Origin of the sequence: Streptomyces sp. NPDC006458 (assembly GCF_040612135.1) — a bacterium.
GTDB lineage: Bacteria > Actinomycetota > Actinomycetes > Streptomycetales > Streptomycetaceae > Streptomyces.
In genome coordinates this window covers 1-19,412 of sequence record NZ_JBEXPR010000049.1, presented here as the reverse complement: position 1 = coordinate 19,412, position 19,412 = coordinate 1, and the positions used below count along the sequence as shown (strand labels likewise).

At 71.1% G+C, this 19,412-nt stretch carries 16 protein-coding genes and 3 pseudogenes; 13 read left to right on the top strand and 6 right to left on the bottom strand.

The window, feature by feature from the left end; all coding sequences use genetic code 11:
- Window positions 1-4 precede the first annotated feature (4 nt).
- Window positions 5-1,210, bottom strand: coding sequence for a helix-turn-helix domain-containing protein (locus ABZZ79_RS37410; RefSeq protein ID WP_356696746.1), 1,206 nt, complete (start codon window positions 1,208-1,210; stop codon window positions 5-7).
- Window positions 1,211-1,352: 142 nt separating this feature from the next.
- Between ABZZ79_RS37410 and ABZZ79_RS37405 the strand changes: the two genes are divergently transcribed.
- Both ABZZ79_RS37405 and pruA read left to right on the top strand, forming a co-directional pair.
- Window positions 1,353-2,279 carry a proline dehydrogenase family protein gene (locus ABZZ79_RS37405; protein ID WP_356696744.1) on the top strand — a complete coding sequence of 309 codons (927 nt, stop codon included), beginning with the start codon at window positions 1,353-1,355 and terminating at the stop codon, window positions 2,277-2,279.
- 39 nt (window positions 2,280-2,318) lie between these two features.
- A complete protein-coding gene (gene pruA / locus ABZZ79_RS37400; protein ID WP_356696742.1) occupies window positions 2,319-3,950 on the top strand; it encodes an L-glutamate gamma-semialdehyde dehydrogenase in 1,632 nt (543 codons plus the stop codon).
- 125 nt (window positions 3,951-4,075) lie between these two features.
- On the opposite strand, the gene ABZZ79_RS37395 is transcribed toward pruA, so the two are convergent.
- The 3 genes from ABZZ79_RS37395 to ABZZ79_RS37385 form a co-directional block, all read right to left on the bottom strand.
- Window positions 4,076-4,561: a DUF1877 family protein gene (locus ABZZ79_RS37395; RefSeq protein WP_356696740.1), complete on the bottom strand. Its 486-nt coding sequence runs from the start codon at window positions 4,559-4,561 to the stop codon at window positions 4,076-4,078.
- Window positions 4,562-4,596: 35 nt separating this feature from the next.
- Window positions 4,597-4,803, bottom strand: coding sequence for a DUF5988 family protein (locus ABZZ79_RS37390; RefSeq protein WP_356696738.1), 207 nt, complete (start codon window positions 4,801-4,803; stop codon window positions 4,597-4,599).
- Between the two features lie 125 nt (window positions 4,804-4,928).
- Entirely contained in the window at window positions 4,929-5,810 is an 882-nt protein-coding gene (locus tag ABZZ79_RS37385; RefSeq protein WP_356696736.1) for an alpha/beta hydrolase, read from the bottom strand.
- Between the two features lie 84 nt (window positions 5,811-5,894).
- Here ABZZ79_RS37385 and ABZZ79_RS37380 point away from each other — a divergent pair, with 84 nt between their 5' ends.
- The 4 genes and pseudogenes from ABZZ79_RS37380 to ABZZ79_RS37365 all read left to right on the top strand — a co-directional run bounded on the left by ABZZ79_RS37380 (window position 5,895) and on the right by ABZZ79_RS37365 (window position 8,144).
- Window positions 5,895-6,635, top strand: coding sequence for a hypothetical protein (locus ABZZ79_RS37380; protein WP_356696734.1), 741 nt, complete (start codon window positions 5,895-5,897; stop codon window positions 6,633-6,635).
- 39 nt (window positions 6,636-6,674) lie between these two features.
- Entirely contained in the window at window positions 6,675-7,208 is a 534-nt protein-coding gene (locus ABZZ79_RS37375; protein WP_356696732.1) for a GNAT family N-acetyltransferase, read from the top strand.
- A gap of 77 nt (window positions 7,209-7,285) precedes the next feature.
- A pseudogene (locus ABZZ79_RS37370) lies at window positions 7,286-7,859 on the top strand (LysR family transcriptional regulator substrate-binding protein); the annotation flags it as partial.
- Between the two features lie 153 nt (window positions 7,860-8,012).
- A complete protein-coding gene (locus tag ABZZ79_RS37365; protein WP_356696730.1) occupies window positions 8,013-8,144 on the top strand; it encodes a hypothetical protein in 132 nt (43 codons plus the stop codon).
- A gap of 186 nt (window positions 8,145-8,330) precedes the next feature.
- On the opposite strand, the gene ABZZ79_RS37360 is transcribed toward ABZZ79_RS37365, so the two are convergent.
- Entirely contained in the window at window positions 8,331-9,908 is a 1,578-nt protein-coding gene (locus ABZZ79_RS37360) for a metallophosphoesterase family protein (protein WP_356696728.1), read from the bottom strand.
- A gap of 164 nt (window positions 9,909-10,072) precedes the next feature.
- On the opposite strand from ABZZ79_RS37360, the gene ABZZ79_RS37355 reads away from it, so the two are divergent.
- The 7 genes and pseudogenes from ABZZ79_RS37355 (at window position 10,073) to ABZZ79_RS37325 (ending at window position 18,060) form a co-directional block, all read left to right on the top strand.
- Window positions 10,073-11,116 (top strand): 3-isopropylmalate dehydrogenase, encoded by a 1,044-nt coding sequence (locus ABZZ79_RS37355; RefSeq protein ID WP_356696726.1) that lies wholly within the window; start codon window positions 10,073-10,075, stop codon window positions 11,114-11,116.
- A gap of 257 nt (window positions 11,117-11,373) precedes the next feature.
- Window positions 11,374-12,462, top strand: coding sequence for a branched-chain amino acid aminotransferase (locus ABZZ79_RS37350; RefSeq protein ID WP_356696724.1), 1,089 nt, complete (start codon window positions 11,374-11,376; stop codon window positions 12,460-12,462).
- 129 nt (window positions 12,463-12,591) lie between these two features.
- Window positions 12,592-12,780, top strand: a pseudogene (locus tag ABZZ79_RS37345) (TetR family transcriptional regulator C-terminal domain-containing protein); the annotation flags it as partial.
- Between the two features lie 388 nt (window positions 12,781-13,168).
- Window positions 13,169-14,779 carry a citramalate synthase gene (gene cimA, locus ABZZ79_RS37340; protein WP_356696722.1) on the top strand — a complete coding sequence of 537 codons (1,611 nt, stop codon included), beginning with the start codon at window positions 13,169-13,171 and terminating at the stop codon, window positions 14,777-14,779.
- Window positions 14,780-15,490: 711 nt separating this feature from the next.
- Window positions 15,491-16,012 (top strand): annotated as a pseudogene (locus ABZZ79_RS37335) (glycoside hydrolase family 3 C-terminal domain-containing protein); the annotation flags it as partial.
- Window positions 16,013-16,069: 57 nt separating this feature from the next.
- Entirely contained in the window at window positions 16,070-17,431 is a 1,362-nt protein-coding gene (locus ABZZ79_RS37330) for a hypothetical protein (protein WP_356696720.1), read from the top strand.
- Between the two features lie 53 nt (window positions 17,432-17,484).
- Window positions 17,485-18,060, top strand: coding sequence for a YdeI/OmpD-associated family protein (locus tag ABZZ79_RS37325; RefSeq protein ID WP_356696718.1), 576 nt, complete (start codon window positions 17,485-17,487; stop codon window positions 18,058-18,060).
- 212 nt (window positions 18,061-18,272) lie between these two features.
- Here ABZZ79_RS37325 and ABZZ79_RS37320 read toward each other — a convergent pair whose 3' ends face one another.
- Entirely contained in the window at window positions 18,273-18,884 is a 612-nt protein-coding gene (locus ABZZ79_RS37320) for a YceI family protein (protein WP_356696716.1), read from the bottom strand.
- Between the last annotated feature and the right edge of the window lie 528 nt (window positions 18,885-19,412).

Sequence of the window (19,412 nt, the reverse complement as noted above, 5' to 3'; positions counted from 1 at the left end):
ACGCTCAGAGCCGCGCCGCCTTCAGAGCCATGTGCAGCAGCAGCCGGTCCTCACCGTCGTCCAGGTCCAGGCCCGTGAGCGCTTCCACCCGGGACAGGCGGTAGTACAGGGTCTGCCGGTGGATGCCCAGGGCGGCGGCCGTGCGGGCGGCCTGGCCGGCGTGGTCGAGGTAGGTCTCCGCCGTGCGGGCCAGTTCGCGCTGGGCGGGGGAGAGGAGCAGGGCCACCGAGGCGTCACGGCCGGCCTCCGCGGGCAGCGCGGTCAGCAGGCGGTAGGGCCCGATGCCGGACCACTCGGCCACCGGCCCCAGCCGCGGCTCCGCCAGCGCCGCACGGGCCGAAGCCGAGGCCTCCTGCCAGGAGGCGGCCAGGCCGGACAGACTCGTGCGGGCCTCGCCGATCCCGGCCGCCGTACGGGCCCCCTCAGGCAGCAGCCGCTGCGCCGCCGCGTGCGCCGGGACCTGCACGTCCGTCGAGCGCAGGCGGACCAGGACGGCCAGGCAGTGGTCCGTCGCAGCCCACGGGAGGGTGCACAGGGCCGTCGCGTGCGGCACCGTGCGCGCCGACGGAGCGTCGTCCGGGTCGGCCGACGGCCAGGGCGCGACGCAGAGCACCGCGTGGGGCCCCTCGCCCCGCGGTCCGAGCGCCGTCCGCAGCGCGGCCACCGCCATGTCCTGCTGCCAGCCCCGTTCTGCGGTGAGCACCGCCCGGAACTCCCGGGTCAGATCCGCCCCGTGCTGCGCCTCGTCCGCGAGCAGCGCGCCGATCCGGGCGGTCACCTGCATGGCTGCGGCCAGCTGGGCGTCCGTGGGGCCCGGGTCGTCGTCCAGCAGCCAGACATAGCCGAGGACCACGGACCGGTGGCGCACCGGGAGGCAGATCCGTCCCCGGTAGACGCCCGCCGCGGGCGTCGGCGGGATGCGCACCGGCCCCGTCGCCCGCGTGATGCCGAAGCCCTCGAACCACTCGCGCACCGCCGCCGTGGAGCGCCGGGTCAGGATCGAGCGGGTGCGGACGGGGTCCAGGGCCGACGGATCGAGGGCCTCCTCGCTGTCGTAGGTCCCGAAGGCGATCAGTTCGAAGTCCCGGTTCTCCAGCGTCGCGGGGGCGCCGAGGAGCTCGGAGATCTCGTCGACGAGCTCCTGGTAATCACCTTTGAATTCCGGCGTCACCCGGGCATTCTGCCTCACACCCAGGATCTCTTCATACATCTGTCTGAGATCTCCGGCACGAATGCGTGACAGCTGTCGATGGCCGACGATCGGAGAGATCCTTAGGTTTCACGGTGGTTCTCCGTGCCGTATCCGACTCGTAGGGATACGGCCCGATTCAGCTGTTCTGTGGAGGTGCCCCGTGCTGGGTCCCGTGATTCTCGCCGCGTCGCGCAGCGACCGGATGCGACGCCTGATCTCGGCGGCCCCGGTCACCAAGCGGGTCGTCGACCGGTTCATCCCCGGCGAGACCCTGGCCGACATCGTCCCGATCGTCTCGGACCTCGCGGCCAAGGGCCTCGAACTGACGATGGACGTCGTCGGCGAGGACATCACGACCCCGGAGCAGGCCACCGCTGCCCGGGACGCCTACCTGGAGCTGGTCGAGCGGCTGAAGGACCTCGACCTCGGTGAGCGCGTCGAGATGTCCGTGAAGCTGTCCTTGTTCGGGCAGTCCCTTCCCGGCGGTCACGAGCTGGCCCTGGCCAACGTCCGCCAAGTGGTCGAGGCCGCCGCCGCGATCGGCACCACGGTCACCCTGGACGCCGAGGACCACACCACCCTCGACTCGATGTTCGCCATCCACGAGGAGCTGCGGAAGGACTTCCCGCAGACCGGCTGCGTCATCCAGGCCTACCTCTTCCGCACCGAGGCCGACGCCCGCCGCCTCGCCGCGAACGGCAGCCGGGTCCGCCTGGTCAAGGGCGCCTACAAGGAGCCCGCCGAGGTCGCGTACCAGAACAAGCACGAGATCGACAAGGCGTACGTCCGCATCCTGACGACCCTGATGGACGGCGAGGGCTACCCGATGATCGGGTCCCACGACCCGCGCCTGATCTCCATCGGCCAGGAACTCGCGCGCAAGGCCGGGCGCAAGCTCGACGAGTACGAGTTCCAGATGCTCTACGGCATCCGCGGCGACGAGCACCTGCGCCTGGCCGCGCAGGGCCACCGCATGCGCGTCTACACCGCCTACGGCACCGACTGGTACGGCTACTTCATGCGCCGCCTCGCCGAGAAGCCCGCGAACCTGCGCTTCTTCCTGCGCTCTATGGTCAGCAAGGGCTGAGCCCGAACACCCGCTCACGTACAAGGAGTTACGGATCTCATGGACGCTGTGACCCAGGTCCCCACCCCCGTCAACGAGCCGGTGCACGGCTACGCCCCCGGCTCGCCCGAGCGGGCCCGTCTGGAGGCCAGGCTCAAGGAGCTGGCCGAGAACCCGATCGATCTGCCGATGACCATCGGGGGCGAGAGGCGGATGGGCGGCGGCGACGTCTTCCAGGTCGTGCAGCCGCACAACCACAAGGCGGTCCTCGGCACCTACCGCAACGCCACCCAGCAGGACGCGCAGGACGCCGTCGACGCGGCCCTCGCGGCGGCTCCGGCCTGGCGCGCGATGTCCTTCGACGACCGCGCGGCGATCATCCTGCGCGCCGCCGAGCTGCTGGCCGGCCCCTGGCGCGAGACCCTGGCCGCCTCCACCATGCTCGGCCAGTCCAAGACCGCCCAGCAGGCCGAGATCGACACCCCGTGCGAGCTCGTCGACTTCTGGCGCTTCAACGTGGCCTACGCCCGCCAGATCCTGGCCGAGCAGCCCCCGGCCAACTCCCCGGGCGTGTGGAACCGGCTGGACCACCGCCCGCTGGAGGGCTTCGTCTACGCGATCACGCCGTTCAACTTCACGGCCATCGCGGGCAACCTGCCGACCGCCCCGGCCCTGATGGGCAACGTGGTCGTCTGGAAGCCGTCCCCGACCCAGACCCACGCCGCCGTGCTGCTGATGCGGCTGCTGGAGGAGGCCGGTCTGCCCAAGGGCGTCATCAACCTCGTCACCGGCGACGGCATCGAGGTCTCCAAGGTCGCCCTGGTCCACCGCGACCTCGCCGGCATCCACTTCACCGGTTCGACCAAGACCTTCCAGTACCTGTGGAAGACGGTCGGCACCAACATCGAGAAGTACCGCTCCTACCCGCGTCTGGTCGGCGAGACCGGCGGCAAGGACTTCGTCGTCGCCCACCCCTCGGCCGACCGCGCGGTGCTCAAGACGGCGCTGACCCGCGGCGCCTTCGAGTACCAGGGCCAGAAGTGTTCGGCCACCTCCCGCGCCTACATCCCGGCGTCCATCTGGAACGACGGCTTCAAGGAGGAGTTCGCCGCCGAGGTCGACTACCTCACCATGGGTGATGTCACCGACCTGTCGAACTTCGTCGGCGCCGTCATCGACGACCGTGCCTTCGCCAAGAACAAGGCTGCCATCGACCGCGCCAAGTCCGACCCGGCCTGCACGATCGTCGCGGGCGGCTCCTACGACGACGCCGTCGGCTACTTCGTCCGCCCGACCGTCATCGAGTGCACCGACCCGGAGAACGAGGTCTTCACGACCGAGTACTTCGGCCCGATCCTCGCCGTGCACGTCTACGAGGACGACCGGTACGACGGGATGCTGACCCAGATGGAGTCGGTGTCGGACTACGCCCTGACCGGCTCGGTCGTCTCGGGCGACCGCGCGGCCGCCGCTCACACGATGGAGAAGCTGCGCTACGCCGCCGGCAACTTCTACATCAACGACAAGTCGACCGGCGCCGTCGTCGGCCAGCAGCCCTTCGGCGGCGGCCGTGCCTCCGGCACCAACGACAAGGCCGGTGCCCCGCAGAACCTGATGCGCTGGACGCTGACCCGCGCCATCAAGGAGACGCTGGTCGCGCCGACCGACTACACCTACCCGCACATGGGCTGACACCCCCGCCCGCCGCGCGGGGCCACCTCGCGCGGCACCCCCGAACCCCGCCCCCGCTCCGGATCCCCCCTCCGGACCGGGGGCGGGGTCATGCCCGGGCCGGGTCGCACCGGCCGGCCGGTGCGTCAGAAGGAGAAGTACTTCGCCATCGCGCGCCCCTCCCGCGCCGCACTGACATAGGTGTCGCGCAGGTCTGTGTAGTACCCGGCGAGCAGCTCCGCGACCTTCTCCTCGGGCCGGCCCCAGGACGCGGCCGGTCCGGGCCCGCTCGCGGCCCACAGCTCGGCGAAGTCCGTGGTCCGCGCGAACTCCGCCGCCAGGCGTACCTCGTCGGGGGTGAGCAGCACATACGGGTCCGGATACTCCGGGTGGTGCACGGGCCGCCCGCCGAATATGAGCAGCGAGGCGGGCAGCCAGGGGCCGATGTCGTGCTTCTCGGCCCCGCAGACGAGATGGTCCAGCGCGAAGAAGTCCTTCTCGATCACCATCTCGATGTCGTCCGGGGACTCCTCGTCGCTGTTCCAGGACGCGTCGAAGAGCTCTTCGAGCCAGACGCCGTCCTCACGCAGCTCGGCCTCGGGGACGGCGATCAGATGCAGGTGGTAGCCCATGCGATCACGGTAGGGGCAGCCACTGACAACGCCCCTCAGCCGGGCATTTCCGTGCGCTCCCACCACTCGTAGACGGGGAGCCTGCCGGCCGGGGTGTCCGCCGCGCGCGAGGTCGGGCGGAAGTGCTCGTAGCCGTTGAGGAACTCGACCTTCACATCGGGGCCCGGGGCCGGGACCGGGACGATCCGCTCGGGGAGATCCTTCGGGCCGCCTTCGAGGAACACCTTCTCCGTGTCGTTCATGACGTCAACTGTTCCCCTCACGGCAGCCGCATGTCAGGCCCCGCGCGGAGGATCAGTCGTGTGGGCGATCCCGGCCCGGGGTCCTGCCAGGGTCGGGCTCGGCCCAGCCAGGGTCCGGCCGGGGATCAGCCCGCCACGTTCCGGCCGAGGAAGTCCCGCATCAGGCCGGCGATCTGCGCCGCGTGCGTCTCCAGGGCGAAGTGGCCGGTCGGGAGCAGGTGGATCTCGGCCTTCGGCAGGTCCCGCTGGAAGGCGAGGGCGCCGGCCGGGACGAAGATCTGGTCGTGTCCGCCCCACACCGCGAGCAGCGGCACCTGGGTCTCGCGGAAGTAGGCGTGGAAGGCCGGGTACAGGGCGAAGTTGGACCCGTAGTCGGAGATCAGGTCGAGCTGGATCTCGGCCTGGCCTGGCCGGGACACCTCGGCCGCGTCCCGCTCGTAGGCGTCCGGGCTCACCAAGTCGTGCTGGTCCTCCGGAACGCCGTGCAGATACTGCCACTTGACGCCGTCGAGGGTGTAGATCTCCCGGACGGCCGCCTCCGTCCGCGCGGTCCGCTCGGCGATCAGCGCCAGCACCGGCGCCCAGGCCTCGGCGCCGAGGCCGTCCTCGTAGGCGTTGCCGTTCTGCGTGACGATCGCGGTGACGCGGTCCGGGTGGTTCAGGGCGAGACGCAGCCCGATCGGGGCGCCGTAGTCCTGGATGTACAAGGCGTACCGCTTCAGGCCCAGCTGCTCGGTGAACTCACCCGTGATCGCGGCGAGTTCGTCGAAGGTGTAGCCGAAGTCCGCGGCGGAGGGCATCGCCGAGCGGCCGAAGCCGAGGTGGTCCGGGGCGATCACCCGGTAGCGGTCGGCGAGCAGCGGGATCAGGTCGCGGAACATGTGCGAGCTGCTGGGGAAGCCGTGCAGCAGCAGGAGCACGGGCGCGTCTCCGGGCCCCGCCTCGCGGTAGTGGATCTCGAACCCGCGGACGGTGGTGGAGCGGTGGTGAACCCGGTGAGTGGTCATGACGGCATCCTGGCCCGCTGTCGCCTAACCAGTCAAGTAACCTTTAACAGTTAGGTTGGGGGTGGGTGTGCTAGGAACAGCGTCGTGACTCTCACAAGCGAACGCGCCGACGCGCGCACCTGGGCCGAGGAGCAGCTCGCGGAGCTGTTCGGCGAGGGATTCCCGGAGTTCATCACCGCCGACCAGTTGGTGAAGCGGTACATAGGCCGGGTCCGCGAGCACTTCGCGGAGTTCGACCTGTTCCTGCTCGACGAGCGGGACGTGCCCGTCGCGGCCGGCTGGGGCGTGCCGCTGCGCTGGGACGGCACCGTCGCCGATCTGCCCGGCGGCTACACCGACGCGCTGGTCCGGGCCGTCGAGGGCCGCGAACAGGGCCTGGAACCGGACACGTTCGTGATCTGCGGCGCCGTCGTCACACCGGCGCGCAAGGGGCGGGGGCTGGCCGGCGAGGCGCTGACGGCCCTGCGCCGGACGGCGGAGAAGGCCGGGCTGGAACGGGTCCTGGCACCCGTGCGCCCGACGACGAAGGAGCGCTACCCGCTCACACCCGTCGAGTCATTCATGACCTGGCGCCGCCCGGACGGCACCCACCTCGATCCCTGGATCCGCACCCACGAACGCCTCGGTGCCCGGCTCCTCGCCCCCGCGCCCGCCTCGCAGACCATGACCGGCACGGTCGCCGAGTGGGAGAAGTGGACCGGCCTCGCCCTGCCGGAGTCCGGCGCCTACGTCATCCCCGGCGGACTGAGCCTCCTGCACGTCGACCGCGAGGCCGGCGCCGGCGTCTACACCGAGCCCAACGTCTGGATGCGGCACGCCGGATAATCCGGCGCCCCGGTCCTGCACCCGGCCGATACTGGCGCGGTGACCCTTCGCACCGCACACACCAGCGACCTCACGCCCGCCGAACTCCTGTCCGTGCGCGGCCTGTTGTACGACGCCTTCGACGGCGACCTGGCCGACGAGGACTGGGAACACACCCTCGGCGGCATGCACGCCCTGGTGCACGACGAGCGCGGACTCGCCGCCCATGGCGCGGTGGTCATGCGCCGGGTCCGGCTCGGCGGACGCTGGCTGCGCACCGGGTACGTCGAGGGCGTCGCCGTACGCCGGGACGCGCGCCGCACCGGACTCGGCGGCCGGGTCATGGACGCGCTGGAGGGCGTCGTCAGCCGCGCCTACGACCTGGGCGCGCTGTCCGCGAGCGACGAGGGCGCCCTGCTGTACGAGAGCCGGGGCTGGCGCGCCTGGTCCGGCCCGATCCGCGCGCTGGGCCCCGGGGGTCCGGTCCGGCTGCCCGACGAGGAGGGCTCCACCTATGTGTGGCCCGTACCCGCCGCGGCGGCCGACCCGGACGCCGAGCTGCTCTTCGACTGGCGTGACGGGGAGGTGCTCTGACGCGGCGTCAGGAAGACGCCCGTACCAGGATCTTCCCGGTGTTCCCGCCCCGCGGCATCAGCACGAACGCCTCCACGGTCGGGCCCGGCACGGCGGGAAAGGTGGCCGCGGGGCGGGCCGACATCGGGATCGCCGCGATCGGCACCGGTTCGCCGATCCCGCCCGAACCGTTCGGCGACGTACTGCTGGAGGAGCCGTACGCGCTCGTGCACCCGGCCGGCCACCCCGACCCGCGCTCGCTGCCGCTGGTCGACCGGCTGGAGAACTGCTCCTCCTACACCCGCCCGCACCTGGTGGGCGGCCCAGGACCGGATTCCGGCGGCGACCGTGCGCGCCGAGGACGACGGAGCGGTGCTCTCGATGGTGAGCAGTGGTCTCGGCATGGCCATCATGCCCGCGCTCTCCCTCACCGGAGCACCGCTCACACTGGAGATCACCGATCTCGGACCGCGTCGCCCCACCCGGCGGATCGGCTGTGTCACCACCACCGGGCTCGCCGCCGCCCCGGCCGTCCGCGCCCTCGTCCGAGAGCTGCGCGCTCGGCACCCGCGAGAGGCGAAAGCGCAGGTCGCGACGGTGTGGCGGAGGTCGCCGTCTCAGATAGTAGGAAGTCCGAGTAATTGTGGAGACAGAAGCGAGGTCCTCCCTTAGCTTTGTAGGAGCCGAACGACTCGCTCGATCAAGCGAATGGCGGTCGTGAGCCGGGCCCCGTGCAGGCAACCCCTGCGGCCAGTGCTCCCCGCCTCTTCCGGCGTCTCGTACCCCCCTTCCGCGCTCCGGGATCTCCGAAGGAGTCGATCAACCATGGCCGAGACGACCGTCCGCCGCCGAGTCCGCCACGCCTCCCGCACGAGCGAGACCGACCGCAAGCAGGCCGCCGCCGCCCTCCAGCGCGCCCTCGACCGCCGCGACAACGGCGGCTCGACCGGCCACTGAGCCCTCCCCGCGCCCGGCCGCCGTGCCGGGCGCGACCCCTGACGCCGGGAGCCGCACCCGCACGAGGCGCGGCGCGGACGCCCGAGACCTGCGGGACAGGCCTCGGCGCCCGCGCCGCGCCTCGGACTTCCCCTCCGGCGCCGCCCTGGCTGCCCGCGCCGCGGGATGCAACGCTCGCGCGGCGCCTCAGCGTCCGCGGCGTATCTCGAACCGGTCGATCCGCTGACCCGTGTGCGTGCGCGCCGACACCCTCAGCCGCGGGGCCGCACCGCCCTCCGCCTCCACCGAGAGGTAGGAGAAGCCCCGGAAGCGCACCCGGGACCACTCCACCGTCTCCGCGCCGGGCTGCCTCGACCGGGTCCAGTGGAAGGTCTCCAGGGACTCGGCGTCGTGCACCTGCCCCTCGTAGCTGTCCTTCGCGCCCACCGGGAAGCCGTACGGATCGCGGCCGCCCCCGCCTGCGGTGACGTACACCGTGCCGTCCCGCGACGGATCGGTGGAACCGCCGATCGGCACGCGTCGGCCGACCGCGCCGTCCTTGATGGCGTCGGTGCGCTCGTAGACGTGGTTGTGCCCGTTGATCACCAGGTCCACCCGGGCCCCCGCGAACAGCGGCAGCCAGGCCGCGCGCACCCCACCGTCGGAGGCGTGCGCGGAGGTGGAGTAGGCGCAGTGGTGGAAGTAGACGACCACGAAGTCGACGTCCTCCGACGCCCGCAGCCTGCGCAGCGTGCGCTCCAGCCAGGCCGTCTGCCGGCCCTCGCTGTAGCCGAGGTTCGCCGGGATCTCGTACGACACGTCGTTGGCGTCCAGGGCCACGACGCCGACGTTGCCGTAGACGAAGGAGTAGACGCCCGGCGCCTGCCGCGGGTCGAAGCCGCTGTCGGGCAGCGAGAAGCGGGCGAGATGGCCGCCGTAGCCGTCGGGGGAGTACCAGGCCTCCATGTCGTGGTTGCCGGTCGTCACCATCCAGGGAACGGACCGCGCGACCGGCTCGTTCTGCCGGAAGAACTGGTCCCAGAACCCGGCGTCGTAGCCGTCCGCCGTGGTGCCCCGGCCGTTGGCGTTCGCGTAGCAGATGTCGCCCGCGTGCAGATGGAAGGCCGGCTTCTCACGCAGCAGCTGCCGGTCGATGGCCGCCGCAGCGTCCCCCACGCCCTGGTCGCCGAACGCCGTGAAGACGAAGGACTCGGGCCGCGCGGGTGCCGTACGGAAGGAGGCCACCGAGGCGCGCCGGCCGGCGTCGGCCGGATCGAGGCCCTCGTGCCCGACGCCGTAGTAGTACGTCGTCCCCGGCAGCAGGTCCTCCAGCGCCGCGTGCACGTAGTACTGCTCCACGTCCGGCCGTACGCCCTCCACGCCCGGGGTGTGCAGATGCCGCAGCTCGGCCCCGATCCGCTGGCCGAGCGCGTCGGGGCGCGCGCCGAGCCGGACGTACGGCTTCTTCACCGCGGCCGGCACCTGCCAGGAGATCCGCATCTGGGTGCGCGGGTCCGCGCCGAAGGAGAGATGGCGGCCGAAGGGCGTCACCGCGGCACCGGGGGCCGCCGAGGTGGCGGAGGCAGGCGCGGTCGGGGTCGCCGTACGGGCCGGGCGGCCGGCCGCGTCCGCGGCCGCGCATCCGGTCAGCAGCCCGCTCGCGACCGCGCCCGCGCTCACCAGCGTGCGGCGCCGGGTCATCTTCGTGCGCAGGTACTCGTGCTGCTCCGCCATGCTCATCCGGCTCGCGAGCGGCTCGGGGATGCCGAAGTCGGGTGTCTCCATGTCGATGAAGTTCCCAGCGGCCTCCGACGCCGCTGCTACATACGGGTGAACGTGATCCGACGAGATGGATTTCAGCCCGGACGGGTGCTCGTCGGACCCTCGTACGAATGTCCAGATGGCGGACGCCGCATGTCATTGCATGGGACGAAGAGTAGGGTGCCCGCATGTCTCGCAGCATCGATCTCGCAGTGATCCCCGGTGACGGCATCGGCCAGGAGGTCGTGGCCGAAGGCCTGAAGGTCCTCTCCGCCGTCCTCCCGGAGGACGTGAAGCTGGAGACCAAGGACTACGACTTCGGCGCCCGGCGCTACCACGCCACCGGTGAGACCCTCACCGACGCCGACCTCGACGCCCTCAAGCAGCACGACGCGATCCTGCTCGGCGCCATCGGCGACCCGTCGGTGCCGTCCGGCGTCCTGGAGCGCGGCTTCCTGCTCAAGCTCCGCTTCGCCTTCGACCACCACGTCAACCTGCGCCCCTCCAAGCTGCTCCCCGGCGTCGCCACCCCGCTCGCCGGCCAGCCGGAGATCGACTTCGTCGTCGTCCGTGAGGGCACCGAGGGCCCGTACACCGGCAACGGCGGCACCATCCGCAAGGGCACCGTGCACGAGGTCGCCACCGAGGTGTCCGTGAACACCGCCTTCGGTGTCGAGCGGGTCGTCCGCGACGCCTTCACCCGCGCCCAGGCCCGCCCGCGCAAGAAGCTGGCGCTGATCCACAAGAACAACGTGCTGACCTTCGCCGGTCACCTGTGGACCAACATCTTCAACAAGGTGGCCGAGGAGTTCCCGGAGGTCACCACCGAGTACATGCACGTCGACGCGGCGACCATCTACCTGGTCACCCAGCCCGAGCGGTTCGACGTCATCGTCACCGACAACCTCTTCGGCGACATCATCACCGACCTCGCCGCGGCCGTCTCCGGCGGCATCGGCGTGGCCGCCTCCGGCAACATCAACCCCGCCGGGGAGTTCCCGTCCATGTTCGAGCCGGTCCACGGCTCGGCCCCGGACATCGCAGGCCAGGGCAAGGCCGACCCGACCGCCACGGTCCTGTCCGTCGCCCTGCTGCTGCGCCACGTCGGCTACGACGCCGAGGCCGCCCGCATCGAGGAGGCCGTCGCCTCCGACCTCGCCGAGCGCGTCGGCAAGCCGGCCCGGAGCACCACCGAGATCGGCGACGCGCTCGCCGTACGAGTAACCGGCTGACCCCGGGACTCGACACCTCAGCCACGTCGAAGCCGCCGGGTCGCATCCGCACCCGGCGGCTTTCGTATGTCTCCGCCGGGTGCCACCATCAACCCTTGGGCCGCACTCACGCAGTTTTCTTCCACGGCACCCCGCGCGCGATAATCGAACGCGGAGCCGCGGAATGAGGGAAAGCTCGGACGTCCTAGCAGTGGCCGGAAACGGCCGCACGGGCGTGAGCGCGGCCCGTCACTACAACCGGTGAAGGACAACCACTCATGACGACGCCCACGATCGAGCTGAAGCCCTCCGCCCATCCGCTGTCCGCCGCGGAGCGCGAGGCGATCCTGGCCAACCCCGGGTTCGGCCGCCACTTCACCGATCACATGGTGATCATCAAGTGGACGGACGGCCGCGGCTGGCACGACGGTCAGCTCGTCCCGTACGCGCCGCTCTCCCTCGACCCGGCCACGACCGTGCTGCACTACGCGCAGGAGATCTTCGAGGGTCTGAAGGCCTACCGTCGGCCCGACGGCTCGGTCGCCACGTTCCGCCCCGAGAAGAACGCCCTGCGCTTCCAGTCCTCCGCCCGCCGCCTCGGCATGCCCGAGCTTCCGGTCGAGACCTTCATCGAGGCCTGTGACGCGCTCGTGCGCCAGGACCAGTCCTGGGTGCCCGCGCACGGCGGCGAGGAGTCGCTGTACCTGCGGCCCTTCATGATCGCGACCGAGGTCGGCCTGGGCGTGAAGCCCGCCAACGAGTACCTCTTCCTGGTGATCGCCTCCCCGGCCGGCGCGTACTTCCCCGGCGGCGTGAAGCCCGTCTCCATCTGGGTCTCCCAGGACCGCGTCCGGGCCGTCCCCGGCGGCATGGGCGACGCCAAGACCGGCGGCAACTACGCGGCGTCCCTGCTCGCGCAGGCCGAGGCCGCGGCCAAGGGCTGCGACCAGGTCTGCTACCTCGACGCGGTCGAGCACACGTGGGTCGAGGAACTCGGCGGCATGAACCTGTACTTCGTGTACGGCGACCGCGTCGTCACCCCCACCCTCACCGGCTCCATCCTGGAGGGCGTCACCCGCGACTCCCTGCTCACCGTCGCCCGCGACCTCGGCTACCGGGCGGAGGAGGGGCGCGTCTCCCTGGACCAGTGGCGGACCGACAGCGAGAACGGCTCGCTCACCGAGGTGTTCGCCTGCGGTACGGCCGCCGTCATCACGCCGGTCGGCACGGTGAAGACCGACGGGGCCGAGTGGCGGCAGGGCGACGGCGAGCCCGGCGAGGTCACGATGCGACTCCGCCAGGCCCTGCTCGACATCCAGCGCGGCAAGACCGAGGACAAGCACGGCTGGATGCACCAGCTCGGCTAGGACTCGGTCGGTGTCAGGGCCGCCTCGGACTTCGCGCCGACGGCGGCCCCGCCCTTTTCCGCCCGGCCGTTCTCCGCCCGGCCGTTCTCCGCCCCGCCGTTCTCCGCCCTGCCGTGTTCCGTCCTGCCGTTGGCGCTGGTCGCCGAGGGCGTCTCACGGGGCGAGTTCCGCCCGGTGGACGCGGACCGCTTCGCCGCCCGGCTGCGCGCCCTGCTGGACGGTTTCTCCATCCATGTGGCCATCGGTCTGCGGGGCACGGACCGGGAGATGATCCTCGGCCATGTCCAGGACTTCCTGCGCGAGGGTCTGCTGCCCTAGGTGTCGTCGATCTCCCGTCCGCCGAGGGCGACGACGGGAAGGTGTCCGACAGCCCCTGGAACCGCCCGGGACGGACATGGGACGACGGGGTTCGCATACTGAGACACCGCCGTCACACAGGGGCGCTCTGTGCCAGACTGCCCCCGTGCTCTCGTTCGCCATGATTATTGGCAGCAGGCGCGCCGGTCCGCAGTGACCGCTCCGTACGACCAGGTACGAGCGGACACCGTCGTCCTCGACCCGCGCGCAGACCTCTCGCACCCGCGAGAGGTTTTTCGCTTTTCTGGCCGACCCGCAGCCGGGGAGCACAAGCGCGAGGGACCATGGGGGGACGGTGGAGCCGGTCATTCCGGTAAGACCGAAGATCCACAACAGGAGCCTTGAGATCATGACCGAGACGGCAACCAGCGAACTCGACGACTCGTTCCACGTCTTCGACACCACCCTGCGCGACGGCGCCCAGCGGGAGGGCATCAACCTCACCGTCGCCGACAAGCTGGCCATCGCACGGCACCTGGACGAGTTCGGCGTGGGCTTCATCGAGGGCGGCTGGCCGGGCGCCAACCCGAGGGACACCGAGTTCTTCGCCCGCGCCCAGCAGGAGATCGTCTTCCGGCACGCCCAGCTGGTCGCCTTCGGCTCCACCCGCCGCGCCGGCGCCAAGGCATCCGAGGACCCTCAGGTCAGGGCGCTGCTGGAGTCCGGCGCCCCGGTGATCACCCTGGTGGCGAAGTCCCACGACCGCCATGTGGAACTGGCCCTGCGCACCACGCTGGACGAGAACCTGGAGATGGTGCGGGACACCGTCTCCCACCTCCGCTCGCAGGGCCGCCGCGTCTTCGTCGACTGCGAGCACTTCTTCGACGGCTACCGCGCAAACCCGGAGTACGCGAAGGCGGTGGTCCGCACGGCATCCGAAGCCGGAGCCGACGTCGTAGTGCTCTGCGACACCAACGGCGGCATGCTCCCCGCCCAGATCCAGGCCGTGGTGACGACGGTCCTCGCCGACACCGGCGCCCGCCTCGGCATCCACGCCCAGGACGACACGGGCTGCGCGGTCGCCAACACCCTCGCCGCCGTCGACGCGGGCGCCACCCATGTCCAGTGCACGGCCAACGGCTACGGCGAGCGCGTGGGCAACGCCAACCTCTTCCCGGTCGTCGCCGCCCTGGAACTGAAGTACGGCAAGAAGGTGCTGCCCGAGGGCCGCCTGCGCGAGATGACACGCATCTCCCACGCCATCGCCGAGGTCGTCAACCTCACCCCCTCCACCCACCAGCCCTACGTCGGCCTGTCCGCCTTCGCCCACAAGGCCGGACTGCACGCCTCCGCCATCAAGGTCGACCCCGACCTCTACCAGCACATCGACCCCGAGCAGGTCGGCAACACCATGCGGATGCTGGTGTCCGACATGGCGGGCCGCGCGTCCATCGAGCTCAAGGGCAAGGAACTGGGCGTGGACCTCGGCGGCGACCGCGAGCTGGTCGGCCGCGTGGTCGAGCGGGTCAAGGAGCGCGAACTCAAGGGCTACACCTACGAAGCGGCCGACGCCAGCTTCGAACTCCTCCTGCGCGCGGAGGCCCAGGGCACGCCCCTGCGCTACTTCGAGGTCGAGTCCTGGCGTGCCATCGTCGAGGACCGCCCCGACGGCACCCACGCCAACGAGGCCACGGTCAAGCTCTGGGCCAAGGGCGAGCGCATCGTCGCAACCGCGGAGGGCAACGGCCCGGTCAACGCCCTCGACCGTGCCCTGCGTGTCGGCCTGGAGAAGATCTACCCCCAGCTCGCCAAGCTCGACCTCGTGGACTACAAGGTCCGCATCCTCGAAGGCGTCCACGGCACCCAGTCCACCACCCGCGTCCTGATCTCCACGACCGACGGCACGGGCGAGTGGTCCACGGTGGGCGTCGCCGAGAACGTCATCGCCGCGTCCTGGCAGGCCCTGGAGGACGCCTACACCTATGGCCTCCTCCGAGCAGGCGTCCACCCGGCCGAGTAGCCACCCGGATCTGCACACTGGTCACCGAGGACGGGACGGTCCACAGCGACGGGCGAGCGAAAGCCGCAGCAACGGGCGTCGGGAGGTCGCGCGGGACGCGGGGCCATGGCCCGGGGGCGATGTGAAGCCGCGTGCGATGAGGAGTGATCACGGTCTGCGGCGTCGTAAGGCCGGTCCGTAGGCCGCCCGCGGCGAGGGATGGCCGCAGCGACGGGTGTCGGGAGGTCGCGCGGGACGCGGGGCCATGGCCCGGGTGCGATGTGAGGCCGCGTGCGATGAGGAGTGATCACGGTCTGCGGCGTCGTAAGGCCGGTCCGTAGGCCGCCCGCGGCGGGGAGGGGACGTGTCGGGGGGTGTCCGCCCGCAGCGGCCGCCGGACACCTCCTGAACCTCCGTAGGCGACCAGTTCGGCGGACCGAGGACGGACACCCCCCGGCGCGGCCCCGCACCACCCCCGAACCGATGGCGCTACAACGACCCCCACCGGACAGCAACAGGCCGCCGCAGGCACACCCACCCGCCGCAGCACCAAACCTGTTGTACGACCACCCGCGCAGGCGCCGCCGCGGTAGCCGCCGGTCGTCAACAGCCCGGTCGGCAGCAGCCGGATAGCTCGTGTGGGCCTTCAGGGGAGGTATACGAGCGGTGAGTAAATGACGATGGGGTGCCCGGTCAAGGGTTCGCGCGTTCACTACCCGAACCGACAACACCCAGGTCTGCGCGGCGATGAAGTGCGCGGTGCTGATCGTCTCCGGGCGCCCGCAGCTCATCGGCGACCGACCGGGGGAGATCGACTCCCTGGTGGCCTCCTGGCTGCCGGGTGCCGAGGGCTCCGGCGTCGCGGACGTGCTCCACGGCCGCCGTCCGTTCACCGGGCAGCTCCCGGTGACCTGGCCGAAGTCCGAGGCGCAGCTGCCGATCAACGTCGGCGACACCTCCTACGACCCGCAGTTCCCCTACGGCTGGGGCCTGACCACGCTGACCAAGGCCCCCGGCGGCGGTGCGGTGACCCTGAAGGCGCTCGGCGCGGCGGCCACCGTCGCCGAGAAGGCCGGTGCCGACGCCACCGGCCGGGCCCTGGTCGCCAAGGCAAGGCTGCTCGTGCAGGAGAGGACGGGCCGGCACCTCACCGCCGCCTCGGCCAAGCCCTTCGCCGAGGCGGAACACCTGGTGCTGACGGGACGCTACGGCGCTGCCGTGGTGAAACTGACCGCCGCCTACCGGGCAGCGTGAACAGAGAGAGGCGCGAAGTATGACCGATTTCGGACACCTTCGGGTAGCTTCGATGGTATGAAGGTCGCGACATCGACCCGAGGGCCCGCCGGTCTGCTGATCGTGCTGGCGCTCGCCGTCCTGACTCTCCTGACGGCGGGCGCCTCGCCTGCCGGCGCGGTCACGGACGTCACGAAGATCGCCGACGGTCTCCGGCAGAACCCCGTCTTCGTGGACCCGTCCGCCGACGGCCTGCTGCCGGACTCCGACGCGGCCGCCCTGCGAGGGAAGATCGAGGACGCCGACAAGCCGCTGTTCATCGCGGTCCTGCCCGCGGACCAGCCCACGAAGGACCTGTTCACGGACCTGCGGACCGCCACCGGGATCACCGGCCTGTACGCGATCCGCCTCGGTGACCGCTTCGACGCGCGCGCCGACTCCTCGGTCCTGTCCCCGTCCGCCGTACGCAATCTCGTGCGCAGCGTCCAGGACGAGGACGACCCCGTCACCCAGCTGAACGAGTTCACCGACCGCGCCGTCGCCAACATGGGCGGCTCCGCCCCGGCGAGCTGGGGTTCCGGTGACGAGGGCGGGGCCACGGCCGGCACGCTCATCACCCTGGGCGTGGTCCTCGCCGCGGGCGGGGCGGGCGCCTACACCCTGGTCCGCCGCAACCGGCGCCGCCACGAGGAGACCCGGCGGGCCGCGCTGGAGAAGCTGCGGGTCGTCGTCGACGAGGACATCACCGCCTTCGGCGAGGAACTGGACCGGTTGGACTTCCACCCCGCCGAACCCGGCGCCGACGACGCGATGCGCTCGGACTACGAGCACGCGCTGGACACTTATGAGCAGGCCAAACGCCTGATGGAGCAGGCCGCCAGACCCGAGGACGTGCGCGCGGTCACCCAGGCCTTGGACGACGGCCGCTTCTCGCTGGCCCGGCTCGCGGCCCGCCGCGAGGGCGCCTCGCTGCCGGAACGCCGGCCGCCCTGCTTCTTCGATCCGCGGCACGGCACCTCGGTCGCCGACGCCGAGTGGACACCCGGGAGCGGAGCCACCCGCGAGGTCCCGGTGTGCGCCGCCGACCAGGCCAGGCTCGCCGACGGTCTGGACCCGATGGTGCGCGAGGTGGAGACCGTCTCCGGCCGCCGCCCCTACTGGGACGCCGGTCCCGCCTACGGGCCCTGGGCCGGCGGCTACTTCGGCGGCGGCCTGCTGCCCGGCCTCCTCGTCGGCACCCTGCTGGGCAGTGCCATGGCCACCCCGTCCTACGGTGCCGACTACGGCTCCGGCTACGGGGACTTCGGCGGCGCCGGTTACGAGGGCGGCGACGTCTCCGGCGCCGACTTCGGCTCGGACGACTTCGGCGGCGGCTTCGGCGGCGGTGACTACGGTGGCGGCTTCGGCGGGGGAGGGGACTTCGGCGGTGGCGGGTTCTGAGCGGGTCACGACTAGGACAGGATCTGGCCTAATGCCCGCGTAGGTTGAAGGGCATGAGCACCCAGGACGCCACCCTCCCCAACGAGGGTTTCGAGACGCCCGCGGACCTCGATGCCTGGCTCGCCGGGCACCCGGCGCCGGACCCCGGACTGTGGGTGAAGGTCGCCAAGAAGGGTTCGGGCCAAAAGTCCGTCACCGCGGGTGAGGTGAACGACGCGGCCCTGTGCCACGGCTGGATCACCGGTCAGCGCAGGGCGCTCGACGCCACGCACTACCTCCAGCGCATCACGCCGCGCCGCACGGGCAGTGTGTGGTCGATGGTGAACGTGCGCCGCGTGGCGGAACTGACCGCCGCCGCACGGATGCGCCCCGCGGGCCTCGCCGAGGTGGCGGCGGCGCAGGCCGACGGGCGCTGGGCAACAGCCTACGAGTCGCAGCGCAACGCCGACGTGCCCGAGGACCTGGCCCGTGCACTGGCGGACAGCCCGCAGGCCGGGGCCGCGTTCGAAAGGCTCGGCAGGACGGACCGCTACCAGGTCATGCTCGGCCTGCTCCAGGCCCGTACGCCGAAGACCCGGGCGGCCCGCCTGGCGGCGGCGGTGGAGCGACTGGAGCGCGACGGGGCCTGAGGCACCGAGCACTTCTCGCCACGGACGGGTCCCGACACGCCGAATGCCCGCCCTCTCGCCACGGACGGGTCCCGATCCGCCGAATGCCCGCCCTCTCGCCAAGGACGGGTCCAGGAACGCCGAGCGCCCGCTCTCGTCACTGGGGAGTAAGAGGGCGGGCGCGCTCAGGACGCGGCGGTGCCGCGCGGCCGGGTTCCGGACCCGGCGCCGGATCAGGCGTTCTTGATCGCGGAGATGTCGAAGTTCAGCTTGATCTTGTCGGACACCAGGACACCACCGGTCTCCAGCGCGGCGTTCCAGGTCAGGCCCCACTCGGAGCGAAGGATCTCGGCCTTGCCCTCGAAGCCGACGCGCTCGTTGCCGAACGGGTCCTTCGCGGCGCCGTTGAACTCCAGGTCGATGGCGATCTCCTTGGTGACGCCGAGGATCGAGAGTTCGCCGGTGACGCGGTAGTCCTCGCCGCCCAGGGCCTCGGCCTTGGTGGAGCGGAACGTCATGACCGGGAACTCGTCGGTCTTGAAGAAGTCGGCGCTCTTGAGGTGGCCGTCGCGGTCCGCGTTGCCGGTGTCGATGCTCTCCATCTTGATGTCGATCGAGGCGGTCGAGCGCGCCGGGTCGGAACCGTCGAGGTGCAGCGCACCGGAGAAGTCGAGGAACTTGCCCTTCACGTTCGTCACCATCGCGTGCCGCGCCACGAAGCCGATCGTGGTGTGCGCGGCGTCGATGGAGTAGTCGCCGGTCAGCGCGGCGAGCTCCGGGTTCACGGCACCGGTGCCGACGGTGGTGGTCCCGGTGGTGCTGTCCTTGCTGCCGAAGATGCCCATGATCTGCTCCTTGGGGGGACGGGCCGCGGCTCATCGGGTCGAGCCGCGAGCCGAAGCTATTGAATGTTCAATGACCTCAACGCCGACGACGTTAGACCTATTCCGTTCAAAGTTCAACTTCTCTGCCCGGGGTGTCGTCCGAACGGCTCCGGATGATCTACGGTGTGCTTGGTCGTCACTCCATGGATGGCATCGGGTGATCGTGAATGTGTGCCGTCTCCCGCTTAAGGTTTTTGTGGGATCCCTACAGAGTGCGGCCCCCCTGAGCAGTTGGAACGCCACCATGCTGTCGTCGTTCTGTTCAGGGGTACCAGGAAAACGGGCTTGAGACTGTACGGAGTCGACGGCTCGCATTCCTTGATGGGCTTCGTATGGTCGCTACATGACCGTTTTGGAAGAGACGACGGGTGAGCCCACCGACGCGCGCGGGCGGGTCGCCGAGTTGCACGAGATCCGTGCGCAGGCGCTGGCCGGACCGAGTGAGAAGGCGACGGCCGCGCAGCATGCCAAGGGCAAGCTGACCGCCCG

Excerpts from the sequence above, each read along its gene's own strand:
- ABZZ79_RS37355 (WP_356696726.1), top strand. The coding sequence starts at position 10,073 with ATGTCTCGCAGCATCGATCTCGCAGTGATCCCCGGTGACGGCATCGGC.
- cimA (WP_356696722.1), top strand. The coding sequence starts at position 13,169 with ATGACCGAGACGGCAACCAGCGAACTCGACGACTCGTTCCACGTCTTC.
- ABZZ79_RS37330 (WP_356696720.1), top strand. The coding sequence starts at position 16,070 with ATGAAGGTCGCGACATCGACCCGAGGGCCCGCCGGTCTGCTGATCGTG.
- ABZZ79_RS37390 (WP_356696738.1), bottom strand. The coding sequence starts at position 4,803 with ATGAACGACACGGAGAAGGTGTTCCTCGAAGGCGGCCCGAAGGATCTC.
- ABZZ79_RS37365 (WP_356696730.1), top strand. The coding sequence starts at position 8,013 with ATGGCCGAGACGACCGTCCGCCGCCGAGTCCGCCACGCCTCCCGCACG.
- pruA (WP_356696742.1), top strand. The coding sequence starts at position 2,319 with ATGGACGCTGTGACCCAGGTCCCCACCCCCGTCAACGAGCCGGTGCAC.
- ABZZ79_RS37350 (WP_356696724.1), top strand. The coding sequence starts at position 11,374 with ATGACGACGCCCACGATCGAGCTGAAGCCCTCCGCCCATCCGCTGTCC.
- ABZZ79_RS37410 (WP_356696746.1), bottom strand. The coding sequence starts at position 1,210 with ATGTATGAAGAGATCCTGGGTGTGAGGCAGAATGCCCGGGTGACGCCG.
- ABZZ79_RS37395 (WP_356696740.1), bottom strand. The coding sequence starts at position 4,561 with ATGGGCTACCACCTGCATCTGATCGCCGTCCCCGAGGCCGAGCTGCGT.
- ABZZ79_RS37325 (WP_356696718.1), top strand. The coding sequence starts at position 17,485 with ATGAGCACCCAGGACGCCACCCTCCCCAACGAGGGTTTCGAGACGCCC.
- ABZZ79_RS37320 (WP_356696716.1), bottom strand. The coding sequence starts at position 18,884 with ATGGGCATCTTCGGCAGCAAGGACAGCACCACCGGGACCACCACCGTC.
- ABZZ79_RS37385 (WP_356696736.1), bottom strand. The coding sequence starts at position 5,810 with ATGACCACTCACCGGGTTCACCACCGCTCCACCACCGTCCGCGGGTTC.
- ABZZ79_RS37360 (WP_356696728.1), bottom strand. The coding sequence starts at position 9,908 with ATGGAGACACCCGACTTCGGCATCCCCGAGCCGCTCGCGAGCCGGATG.